Annotated in this window: 5 protein-coding genes; 4 read left to right on the top strand and 1 reads right to left on the bottom strand. The window is 46.5% G+C overall.

Going from position 1 to position 12822, the window contains the following annotated elements; all coding sequences use genetic code 11:
• Window positions 1–21: 21 nt before the first annotated feature.
• Window positions 22–6447, bottom strand: coding sequence for a hypothetical protein (locus tag P6910_RS10625; RefSeq protein ID WP_317146233.1), 6426 nt, complete (start codon window positions 6445–6447; stop codon window positions 22–24).
• A 297-nt stretch (window positions 6448–6744) separates the two neighbouring features.
• Between P6910_RS10625 and P6910_RS10620 the strand changes: the two genes are divergently transcribed.
• From P6910_RS10620 to P6910_RS10605, 4 genes are all read left to right on the top strand, one after another.
• A complete protein-coding gene (locus P6910_RS10620) occupies window positions 6745–6891 on the top strand; it encodes a hypothetical protein (protein ID WP_317146232.1) in 147 nt (48 codons plus the stop codon).
• Between the two features lie 168 nt (window positions 6892–7059).
• On the top strand, window positions 7060–8628 hold the full coding sequence (locus P6910_RS10615) for a hypothetical protein (RefSeq protein ID WP_317146231.1): 1569 nt from the start codon (window positions 7060–7062) through the stop codon (window positions 8626–8628).
• Window positions 8629–9090: 462 nt separating this feature from the next.
• Window positions 9091–10860 carry a hypothetical protein gene (locus P6910_RS10610; protein ID WP_317146230.1) on the top strand — a complete coding sequence of 590 codons (1770 nt, stop codon included), beginning with the start codon at window positions 9091–9093 and terminating at the stop codon, window positions 10858–10860.
• A gap of 499 nt (window positions 10861–11359) precedes the next feature.
• Window positions 11360–12667: a hypothetical protein gene (locus P6910_RS10605; protein ID WP_317146229.1), complete on the top strand. Its 1308-nt coding sequence runs from the start codon at window positions 11360–11362 to the stop codon at window positions 12665–12667.
• The last annotated feature ends 155 nt before the right edge of the window (window positions 12668–12822 follow it).

The following is a 12822-nucleotide window of genomic DNA, read 5'->3' as shown; positions in this document are numbered from 1 at the left end:
TTAAGACCCTCTCAAACAAACTTACAGCTGACCTTCTACTATCGGATTTTCAATCAAAGGGAATTGATCACCTTCGCTTTCGCCCAAATTCATTTCAGGTTCTTTCGGCAGTGCTGTTTTCATTTCTACGCCCGCGGATGGCGAATAACTAACTGCATCATCATCCTCACTTAAACTGCGCCATTTGCGTTGGTTACACCATGCAAGCACTTTAGCAGTGGCAGCTAGCGCAAGGGTTTTGGGCAAGATAAAGAATGACCAGGCTCTCGCATGTCCAGGCAGATTTGTAAGACCATAGAGACCACACCCGCCGTAAACAGCAGCTGCACCGACAGCGAACCCTATGCCGACCCATTGGCCCGTGCTCAGACCATTGTGTGAAGGTGTCGGTGCCCCCCTCAAGGCCTGAATATTGGGCAAAGCGCTGCAATTACCCTCAGCAAACTCAACAACATCAGAAGGTATTTCATCGAGGTTAACGGAGAAGCAACGGTTACTGTACACCCGAACCAGGCCATCAATTCTGGCAGGCTCTTTAGCCAGCCTGCCAACCGTGACGTCAATGGTTTTCTTCTCGTCAATAGCTGAACCCATGGCAATGTTGTCAACGATAAGAGCAAAGATACCGCCCCTATTATTTGGCAGTTCAACATTGATGTTCACCGAAACAGACTCGGTCTCCTGAACATTGTCATGAACTTTCAGGATTCTGTAGTGACGAACATCAATGGCAGACGGTGCAGACTCGCCAGAATTTGAGTCTGTGAAGCGATTATCGGAAATATCCATCTTCTGGACTTCTTCCAGGCAATCTTTACAATCGGCGTAAATGGCGGCTTTTTTCAGACCTCCGGAAAAAAACGTACTGCCAGTAATTATCACATCACCTGATGAGCCCCGTACCTCAACATAGTGGGAAGGTGCTTTTTCGTTCTCCCTGATGGCGTTATATTGAAACTCATCACCACTCATCACGAGTTTTCCACGATAGTCGACGGCCTTGACTGCCGTGCTGAGGGGGTTGCTCCGGATACTGTCTGCAGCGGAAATATCCCAGGTTATGCCTTTGCTGAAGAAACCCAAACCCGTACTGGCATAATCGAGCAGAACCAGTGATTCTTCCTCGGCAGGATAATCAACGGCTTGCTTAATAACCGTATTGCCAATACCGACCAGTGCCACAGGCCGAACCACACGAAGCTGCTCGTACAGTTCATAGCTGCCTGCCTGAAGTAAAATAACCTTGCCAGACTCCGATGTCATGTCTACTTCGTGAAGCAGTTCCCACGTATTTTTTACAATCACCACCTCGGAAAACGTAGTCCTTATATTCATTTCCTCAAGCTCATTCAGAAATCGCTGGCAGAGCTGAGCCTTGTCTGAGTCGATCAGCTGATCACATGGGCTGCTGAGTGGTGGAAGAGATGACGGTGTCGAGCCTGCTGTGACGGATGATACGACAGTGGTCTCAAGCGGAGTCGGCAAAGACTGCGAAGGCTTTACTCTCATCCCGGCGGTCGTGACTGACAAAGAGGGCGTTACAGTGGATTTGGAGTGTGCCAACCTTGCAGTAGCTACATCCAGACCAGCGGTGTAGCGATAATTGCTATCCGTTACATCCAGAAGCGCCAATTCATAGTAGTCATTTCCGGTTACTTCTACGTAACCCGATAAGTTGGACCTTTCATCAAATGATTTCTTGTTGAGTTTTAGCTCAATGGTTCTGTCTTCTCCCGATGCATCTATGTGTGCTCTGTTGTTTTTTATAGAGGCACTTTCAATACGCTGGTTATTTTTAAATCCAACTTTTATCGCACCCGCAGCACTGCTGTCTTTTTGTATGTTGTTGTTAATTTTCAGCTGTTGGTAATCAGCAAGAACAATAGCGTTTGGCCTGTCTCTATGAAATGCATCGACACTTCTGAACTCATTGGCGTCGACCTCGATAGCTGCCCGGGAGTTTGGGCTGGCAGTGGATTCAATCACATTATACGTCACTGCCTCTGTATCAAATATATTGTGACCAACGTAGTACGCGTAACCCGCATTGTCGTTCAACACTACAGAGTGCAAGGGCCAGGATATGTAGTGGTTCCGGTCACTGAAGCGATTCTGGTAAATCCGTATATCTCCGTTGTAACCTTCTGCGAAGATGAAGGCTTGAAATTCAAAAAAGTACTTGGGATAAGGCATTCTGGTTCTCCACTCCAGATTCCAACTGTAAAAGCCGGTATCCACAGGATTAGAGACAGCTTTCAGGTAAAGCAGTGAACGATTTGGCCCCTGGCTGCCACTGAAGTCGCGTGCCGCCGTTATAACAGGCAATCCGTCTGCACTTTTTAAGCCGACCATGGCAACCCGGTGGCTGGCGAGCAGAGCTTTTGACAGTTCATAGGTATCCGGCTCCAATAGAATAATTCTACCGCTAACAGGTTTGCCATCATAACCGATCGTTTTATTGATGGCGTCGATCAACTCCGAAGTAGTGCTAACTACCATGGCGTGAGAAAAGGCTGGCTTATTGGCAGCGGGCCCCGAGGCCAGTTCGTTTTGCAGAAATGCCTCACAAGTAGCAAATGCGGTCGGATGCTCCAGGATATCGTTACAGGGTTTCTTTTTCGCAGGCAGGCGGACAGAGGCGGTGGCAGATATCAGTGTACTTGGCGTAATAACATCAGGAGAAACATTGGCTGATGAGGCCGCTTTTACCGTCGATGACGCTGCAGCTGTCTGTGAAGGCACAATAACCTGTTTGCCCGGGGAGTAATCAACAAAACTCGGGGCGAGTCCGGATTCATCAAAGGTGTAATAATCATTTCCTGAAACATGAAGTTTTCCGGTAACCCTCAGATAATGTTCGGCAAAGTGGTAAGACTGGTAGATAATTCTGCGTTGAAGCTCAGGTGCATCTTTGTGGGCAATGTTATTCAACACATAGCCATGCAAGCGCTTAACGTCGTAATGATCTCTTAAAATAATGCTACCTGTTGCGTCTTTGGTTTTCTGCTGGTTACCAGCGATCCTGAAGCGCATATAACCTAAAACGCATATCGATTTCGGTGGTTCTTTTCTATAGCGCTTTAAGAATTCCAGGGCGTCTGGGGATGGGGCGGTTTCGATGTAGAAATGGTTATCACTAACATCAAGCGGTGGTTCTGCTGCCCGACAGACTTCACTTTCACATCTGGCGATAATAGTACACTCGGTTAAATAAGCGGTATCAAACCTGTTGTCTTCTATAAACGCACCACCAATAGCATCCCTTAACTCGATATAAGAGTTGATATAACTCAATCTTGCTTCCGAGAATTTGTTTTCATAAATTCGGATATCCCCCTGATAGGAATTACTGTAGATAGCTCGTTTTTTTATAAACCCAAAAAAGAATGAAAAGAATGGAGCACTAGAGATGTCCCAGTGAATATGGTGACTGTAAAAGCCGGTTTCAGCTACCTTTGGATTGTGGTGAAGATTAGCCAAAAAACGGTATTTCCGTTTCTCGGCGACTTTGATAGTAGGATATTCACCGTCTTTAAGGACTCCAACCAGAGCTACCTTGCGCGTAATATCCAGGGGCTCGGTGAGTGGATAGGTTCCGCTTTTTAATACAACCAGTCTGCTGGCATCCGGATGGCCTTTCGGGAACTTGCCGGTAACGGCTGCATCCAGTTCCCTGGCATTACTGACGACAACCGCCAGGGAAAAAGAGTGACCGCCCGATGCTTTGTTATTGTTAAGAAAGGCTTTACAGGCGTCAATTTCACTGGCCGTGACCTCTGTAGTTGATTGCATGCGATCGCAGATTGGCCCAGAAGAACCTGTTGGAGTAACGGAATAGCTTGACGCTATTGCCCGAGTCGGTAAAGGCGTTGTGCTACTGGCAATATCCCGATGTGCTTGTGCAGACATTCCCGGGGCGGATGTCCGGACGACCTGCGAAGGCGACACCAGGGGTTGAGTAGTGGTTGATGCCCTGGCAGTGGTCGTAGCATCGACGGTCAATCCAATAAGAGCCATCAGATTGTCCGGGTCAAAGAATGTATAACCGCTGTTTTGCGCCACAATCAGCGATCCGGTGACATGTGGGAGCCCTTCAAGCATGTAGGACTCGATTCTTATCATCCTCTGGTTTCCCGGAGCACTTGTGCTCACGGTATTGTTGCGGATTACACCACTAACTCCCCCGGTATTATCTTTCAGAAAAACACTGATTTTAGCGGCAGCTTTGCTGTTTTCCTGTCGATTATTTTCAATCCGGAATTGTTTGTAGCCCCTGAGTTCAATGCCGTGAGCAACTGAATAGGTCGGTGAAGCCTGATCACTGATAAAACGGTTTGAGACAACTTCCATTTTTGTACCAAGCTCAGAACAATCGGCACATTGGGCAGCAACTGCCCAAAATTTAAGACGGGTGCTATCAAATGTATTATGTCCTATGTAAGCATCGTCGTTAAAATTATTCAGCATCAGGAAGTAGCGAACGTTGTTAGTGTCCAAATGATGCATAAAGTAGTTATCAAAAATCCTGATCTTGCCCGAATAAGACACCCCGCTGATTGTGCTGTCTTCAGAAACCGCTTCATGCACATGATAAATATCACCAATATTATCAATGCCGGTATCCCACTTGATATGAGCACTGTAAAAGCCGGAGGATGGTTCTGATGAACTGTTCCTCAAATCAACCAGCGATAACCGTTCACGGGACGTCAGGAGGATCTCGTTAGTAGCTTTTATCTTGGGAAAAGAGTCACCGGATTTCTCACCAACCAGAGCCAATTTATGGTTGGTGATTAACTGTCTGGGTAGCAGGTAGGTTCCTGCGCGTAACACGATAATGCTGCCTGTGAATCCACTGTCGTCAGGGTAATATCGCTCAACTGCGTTAAGCAGCTCCTCTGCGTTGCTTACCGCAAAGGCGTGAGAGAAGTTTTTATCGCCGCCTGTTGCCAGCGAGTTATTGAGAAAGTCGTTACAGATCTTGAAGGCAGCAGCGTCCCGACTTAAGTTGCCGCAGATTGGTAATGGAGAACCTTCGGCAGGAATCTTTTTTCCTTGCGTGAAGGTAATATAAGCGCCCTTTTCATCCTTGCTCCCAAGGACGAAATAGTCATTGCCTGAAATGGCCAGAACACCCGTAACTTTGGAATCTTCCTCGCCTGTTTTTTTTGCTACTTCTACCTTGATTAATCGATTGAGCTCATTTGCGGCAGGATCAGCGATATTGTCTTCAATAGAGCCTTGCACCCCGGGCTGGTTAAGTAATTCAACCACTATGGAAGCGTTAGCCCGACGGCTCAGCGAAATATTATTTTTGATCGTGAATTTTTTGTGATTGGTAAGACGAAAGGCATTATCACTGACACTGCTCGCACCACTCTCGCTGGATAATACATTGTTGGTAATAATGATTTCATCCTGGTCTCTACCGGAGGCACTCGTCTCTGAGTATACCGCAGAAAGTCTGATGTTACTGGTATTGAACTGGTTGCTGTCGATCACTATTTTTTTTGCTGTGTCACGCTTGTTCGACAGATAAACAAGCTCACTGGCATGAAAGCTATTGTTCTTTTGTGTAAATATGTTGTCATAAAGCCTGATTTCCCCCGGATAATTCTCCCCGAAAATGGTGCTGTAGTTGTTAGCATCACCGTGATTCGAAATCACGTTGGTTTCCCAGTTTATAAATGCACTGTAAAAGCCAGCTGAAGACCCCTCTTTTGGCTGCTGCAAATGAACCAGACCGTTTGGATTAGTCTTCGCCAAATCAACATTTGCAGTGATCTTTGCTCGGGCTCCGGCCGATTTAATACCCACCAGAGCAATTCTCTGAGCGGGCTTCAATACTTTGGTAAGCGTATAAGTTCCGGGAGCCAGAACAATAATAGTGCCTCCGGGCCTGGCGCTTTCGACCGCACTGACTAGTTCACTGGCATTAGTGACAACCCGTGCCGTTTCAAAGGATTCCGTCTCTCCGGCCGCTGTTTCATTGTTGAAAAACCTGTTACAAGTCTCCAGGGCTAACTGATTACGGAATAAATCATCACAGGGATTGCTTCTGCTGATTACCGTTGTCGGGGCTATTGTTGTGGCTATTGTCGTAGCCGTAGCTGAAGTTCTGTTTGGTGACAGGCCAGTCGGAGTCTCTGGTGGGGGCGCTGTCGTGTCTGGAGCACTGGCGCTGAATACCGTTGTCGGGGCTATTGTTGTTGCTAATGTCGTAGCCGTAGCTGAAGTTCTGTTTGGTGACAGGCCAGTCGGAGTGGCTTCTGGAGGAGCAGTCGTATTAGTCGGAGTATCTGGTGGGGCCGCAGTCGTGTCTGGAGCACTATCATCACCGACACTATAAGCGGAAAGAGACAGAGCGCAGAATGCCAGGAAAAAAACCGATAAAAAACATCGTATTTTATACGACGGATAACAAATAGTTGCACATGAACTTTTCATAATAATTAGTAAGCCATATCTATAAAAATTAATAAAAAACCAAACGCATCTTCAATGACAGAATGTTTGAGTAATTAGTCGTTTAACTTCAGATATAAAAAAACTGATAATTAATAAGTTAGAAAAAATATTTCCAACAATTAAAATAGTTTGAAATAGATGTGGGATTTTTTACATTGAACAGCTTTAGGGAAAGATGAATTCGTAGCTTTTTATGCACCAGAGCCTCAATAGCCAGCACGATTCTCAGGTTAGTGATGAAGGTTTTTCACTGGCAGTGAAAAATCAGGAAGATTCATGAAGCCTTTCATCGAGGTAAAGCTCACTGCAACGCGCGACGGCTCCATGAAAGATCTGGAAGACTTCGGCTATACCTGCTGCCTTAGACTCATAAAGGTCATTATGAATCTTCTCCCACAGAGTTATTATCTGGTCGATGGTTAAGACCATAGCAGAGGCTCTGCCGTTGGAAACTGTGACCCATTATGAAGCGATGTGCCAGTCAGTGTTTTGACAGCTCGGAAGATCTATCCTTTTACCTGACATCGATCAATGGCTAACTATAAATGTAGCGTCTAGGCTTCTTATCTGAATTTCTCAGGAGTCCGGAACATGGCGAAGCTACAGCGATATCTGGCCCGATTAATCGTGCCTCTATTCCTGTTTCAGGCCCTGAGTATACCGGCTCAAACAACATCGCAATCTTCAACAGTAACCCCTTCTGCCATAACTCCGACTTCGACGACATCCTGCGACGATCTTCTGAGGCCAGCAATTCTTGCACTACAGACGACAGGGGTACAGCAACGACTGAACCAGTATAGAAAACTTGTTAAGGGACGGCAGTGCGTTATTCTCAGTGCCAACCCGTCAAAGGATTTAAGTGAGTTAATAAAACAGATTCCCGGAAACACCTTTATAGTGTTCTCATCCAACACTGCCCCTGCCGTAACATCCTCTCCAACGGCTACCTCTGTGACGGGTAAAACACCGGTTGAGTACTTTGCTGACCATGAAATACGTTTAAAGAATGGTCAGGACATCATAGGAGCTGCTGATGACGGTTTTGAGATCGTCATCAGGGATCGGCCAATATTTGAAGGCAGACATCTGATCAGGGTGGGAACCGCCAACAAATTTCAGCCAGCCTATACCGGCGACAGCAATATAAAACACATTACTTTTCGACCCACTCGAAATAATAAGCGCCTCCCCATTGACTCCATTATTTTCGCAGAATGTTATAACCGAAAACTGATTGTAGAAGAAAATGTATTTTATCCCCCTGTCCGGGCCGCGGTTATTATTGATTGCAAAAAAAATCTGGATGCATCTGTCAATGAACGGCTCCAGGGCCCAAAGTTGCAGTTTGCAGATAACAGGATCATCGGTGAAAGGTACGACTCGATTTTCGACAAACTTTTTCCCTATATTATTCCCGACCAAGGCCTGTTTATTAATCTTCCTGCCATCGTGAAACAGTCGGAGAAAATAGCTGTTTTCGGTAATATATTCGAAGGTAATATTGCAGAAGCAGCTGAGTTCAGACTTGGACCCGGGACCCGTATGGGGATCTTCAAAAACACTATCAACATTTCCAATGTTGGCAACACAACGCGCTACTCTGTTCGCAAAGGGGGGATCGTTCTTGCAGGACCTGCAGATAACACGAAAATCCCCCCTGTTTTTTTTCTGGCTGGCAATCGGATCATGGCAACACGGACAGCTATAACCCTATGGGGGCAACTCAGTCTGATACTGGCTTGTAATCACCTGCAGGCAGTTAATCCATGGTGGCAACCCCAAAAACAATTCAGTCTGAAAGCACTCCCCTTTCCCTCGGGAAGAGAACCAGAACGGTGCAATAACGTTGTGAGTTCAACGACTGTCACGCCCACTTCAGGCTCAGCCCATAACAAGTCAACGTCCATTCCACCTTCAATAAGCAGCCGGTTTGCAAATACCTGGACAGCCATCAACGGCTCCTTCTTCACTGCCTGTAAGGGTCTGGTCAACTTCGAAGGTCAGTTTTTCTTTGCTACAGAAGTCTGCCAGCCCGTCATTTCCGATTCTGCTCCCGATACCAGCACGATAGCAGTCCCTACCTCATCAACAAGTACAGCTACAGTGGCAACCCCTCTGGGCATCATGACCACTCTGGCCATATTGTTGAATCTATAACCAGAGCCTGTTTATCCTCGCAGGCATTCCGGGAACATGGGAACGATTAAAAAGAAGTCCTGTTTATTTTCTTAATGCCTGATAATGGCCAACTATTAATGGAGCGTCTAGGCTTCCTATCTATGAGACTGACCGAGAATAGCGCCCGTAGCGAGGACGGCAGAAAATTGAGGATGAAAATTCGGTTTTGTGAGGAGAATAGCGAGCTATTTGACGAACAAAAGCGGATTTTCAGACCAATTTGCTGCCGCCGCACGACTGCATGGATGCAGGAGCTAGAGCAACGCAGGAGCAGTTGCCGCGTAGGGCAGTCTATTCTCGGTCAGCCTCCTAGCAGCCTGTCGGACTTAAGACTGTCCTACTGCGGTTGCGATAAATTGGTCTAAAAATCCCTGTTTCTTGCAATCCTCGCTAGGGACGCTTAAGTCCGACAGGCTGCCAGACTCGCCAGGAGCCCGGAACATGATCAAGCAGCAACATTGTCTGGCCCGATTGATCGCGCCTTTATTCCTTTTGCAGGCTCTGATTCTACAGGCCCAGACCCCGACAATCTCTTCTTCTACATCAAGCCTTCCGACATCATCGTGCAACACTCTCACGGGACAGACGACAGGGGTTGAACAACGGCTAAGGCAATACAGAGAACTGATTAATGGAAGACAGTGCGTTGTTCTCAATGCCAACCCTTCAACGGATTTAGGTGAATTGGTAAAACAGATTCCAGAGAACACCGTTATCTTCCTCTCCTCCAATACTGCACCCGGCGCAACGCTTTCTCCAGCTACCCCCGCATCCAGTATTACACCCGGCGCAACGCTTTCTCCAACTACCCCCGCGTCATATAAAACCTCGGTTGAGTATCTTGTTGACAGTGAAATAGTTTTGAAAAACGGTCAGGACATTATTGGAGCAGCTGATGACGGTTTTGAGATTGTCATCAGGGATCGATCAGATTTTATACACAGACACTTACTGAGAGTTGGATACCCTGGAAGCTTCAAACCTGAGGAAACGAAAGACAGCCACATAAGACACCTTACTTTCTCGCCATCACTGAATAATGCACGCCTCCCCATTGACTCTATCATTTTTGCAGAGTGCTACAACCGGAAGCTGATCGTAGAAGATAACGTATTCCGTACCCCTGTAAAGGCCGCCCTTGCTCTTGATTGCAAAGAATTTTCCGATGCCTCCGACCCAACCCGGCATCTTGGCCCAGGCTTACTGTTTACTAATAACAAAATCTACGGAGGAAAATACACCTCGATTATGAACAAAATGTATTCCTATTTTATTCAGGAACAAGGGATATTTATTAATATTTCTTCTGTCATTAACCAGTCAGATCGGCTATCGGTTATTGGGAACCTATTTGAGGACGACATTGCAGAAGCGGCTGAGTTCAGACTGGCTCCCGGATCTAAAATCAATGTCTTCAATAACATTGTCAATATAAACAATTTTGGCCCCACAACTCGCAGCTCTGCTCGCAAAGGAGGTTTCATTTTGGTTGGGCCTACCTATAGCCTTTCAAAACGGCCTGTTTTTTTCCTGGCTGGCAATCAAATCAAGGTAACACGGACCGCTATAACCGTCAGTGGACAGCTTGGACTGACCCTGGCTTGTAACCACCTGCAGGCCGTCAATCCATGGAGGCAACCCTTAAAACAATTCAGCATTAAAGCAATGCCAGCACCTTTGAGAAAAGTATCAGGAGTGTGCAGTAGCTTTGTGGGCCCAACTACTGTCATGCCAACAGCTGGTCCAAATTCAAACTTTGTTATGTCAACCTTCACTCCAGATTCAATGGCTGTCATGTCGACATCCGGTCCGGACTCAACCGTTGTTATGTCGGCTTCTACTCCGAATGCAACCCTTGCCATGTCAACTCCCACTCCAAATTCAACCGTTGTCATGTCAACTCCCGCTGTAAATTCAACGGTTGCCATACCCACTCCCACTACACATGGAAGCATCCGGTTTGCAAATATCTGGACTCCCATAAAGGATTCCTCGTCCACTGCCTGTGCCGGTCTGGTTAACTTCGAGGGTCAGTTCTTTTTTTACTCAGAAATCTGCCAACCATTCACTCTGGCTTCTGCTTTTGCTTCTGCTTCTGTTGCTAATACAACGTCCGGTTCCCTTTTGGTCCCAACTACGGCAGCGGGATCAACCGCAGAGATTAGTGGTTTGGGTGTTTTAGCTACGCTGGCCATATGGTTGAATCTATAACCTGAGCGAATTCTTTCGAGGCAATCATTCCCCACAAAGCGTCTGTTGCAAAATTCTGGTTCAGGTGCTTACAGGCCTTGTGGGTTCAATTACCCACAGATATCCCCAAAGAGCCCGGAACATGACCAAGCTGCCAAATTATCTGACCAGATTGATCGCGCCTTTATTCCTTTTGCAAGCTCTGATTCTTCAGGCCCATGTGCCGACCATCTCTTCTTATATATCATGCCTTCAGATATCATCTTGCAACACTCTCACGGGACAGACGTCAGGGGTTGAGCAACGGCTGAAGCAATACAGAGAACTTGTTAATGGAAAACAGTGCGTTGTTCTCAGTGTCGACCCATCAGAGGATTTAGGTGCGTTGGTAAAAAAGATCCCAGAGAACACCGTTATCTTGCTCTCCTCCGCGACTGCACCTGGCGCGACACCTTCTCCGTCCGCTTTCCCCGTGACAGATAAAACTCCAGCTGTGTATTCTGTTGACAGTGAAATAGTTTTGAAAAACGGTCAGGACATTATCGGAGCGGCTGATGACGGTTTTGATATTGTCATCGAGGATCGCTCATATTTTAAATACAGACACATACTCAGAGTTGGATACCCTGAAAGCTTCAAACCTGAAGAAACGAAAGACAGCCATATAAGACACCTTGCTTTCTCGCCATGGAAGAGAAGTATACACCATCCCATTGAATCCATTGTTTTTGCAGAGTGCTTCAACCGGAAGCTGATCATAGAGGATAACCTATTCGTAAGTCCTGCAAAGGCCGCCTTCGCTCTTGATTGCAAAAAATTCTCCGATGCCTCTGACTCAACCCGGAACCCTGGCCCAAACTTGCTGTTCGCCAATAACAAAATCTATGGAGGAAAATACAGCTGGATTATGGACAATACTTATTACTATGTGACTCAGGAACAAGGGATATTGATTAATCTTCCTTCTATTATTAACCAGTCAGATCGACTATCGGTTATTGGAAACACATTTGAGGACCATATTGCACAAGCGGCTGAGTTTAGACTTGGACCCGGATCTAAAATCAATGTCTTCAATAACATTGTCAATATATCCAATGCTGGCCTCACAATTCGAAGCTCTGCTCGCAAAGGAGGTTTCGTTCTGGTTGGGCCTACACATAGCCCTTCAAAACTGCCTGTTTTTTTCCTGGCAGGCAATCGAATCAAGGTAACACGGACCGCTATAAACGTCAGGGGACAGATTGGACTGACTCTGGCTTGTAACCGCCTGCAGGCCTTCAATCCATGGTGGCAACCCTTAAAACAATCCAGCATTAGAGCAATGCCAGCACCTTTGGGAGAAGTGTCAGGAGTGTGCGCTAGCCTTGTGGGCCCAACGACTGTCATGCCGACATCCGGTCCGGACTCAACCGTTGTTATATCGGCTTCCACTCCAAATGCAACCCTTGCCATGTCAACACTCACTCCAAATTCAACCGTTGTTATGTCAACTCCCGCTGTAAATTCAACGGTTGCCATACCAACTCCCACAACACATGGAAGCATCCGGTTTGCAAATACCTGGACTCCCATAAACAATTCCTCGTCCACTGCCTGTGCCGGTCTGGCTAACTTCGAGGGTCAGTTCTTTTTTTACTCAGAAATCTGCCAACCATTCACTCTACGTTCTGGTTCTGGTTCTGCTTCTGCTTCTGTTGCTAATACAACGTCCAGTTCCCTTTTGACCCCAACTAAAGCAGCGGGAACAACCGCAGAGATTAATGGTTTGGGTGTTTTGGCTAGTCTGGTCATAGGGTTAAAAACAGTTCGCAGAAATCTATTATAATCCAAAACTATCTTATAAAATCTCAAGCATTGATAAGTGATTACTGAAGATAGGTGAGGCAGCTCGTTTACATGGTACAGACCCAGTAACACTACGAAAATCGGAAAGTACAGGTGAGCTGCTTCCTGCCAGAAAGACCAAAGTTGGAACTTGTT

The organism is Endozoicomonas sp. 8E, assembly GCF_032883915.1.
Lineage (GTDB): Bacteria > Pseudomonadota > Gammaproteobacteria > Pseudomonadales > Endozoicomonadaceae > Endozoicomonas_A.
This window is presented reverse-complemented; position numbering and strand designations above follow the sequence as displayed.

Coding starts and splice junctions, on each gene's coding strand:
- P6910_RS10625 (WP_317146233.1), bottom strand. CDS start 6,447: ATGAAAAGTTCATGTGCAACTATTTGTTATCCGTCGTATAAAATACGA.
- P6910_RS10610 (WP_317146230.1), top strand. CDS start 9,091: ATGATCAAGCAGCAACATTGTCTGGCCCGATTGATCGCGCCTTTATTC.
- P6910_RS10615 (WP_317146231.1), top strand. CDS start 7,060: ATGGCGAAGCTACAGCGATATCTGGCCCGATTAATCGTGCCTCTATTC.
- P6910_RS10620 (WP_317146232.1), top strand. CDS start 6,745: ATGAAGCCTTTCATCGAGGTAAAGCTCACTGCAACGCGCGACGGCTCC.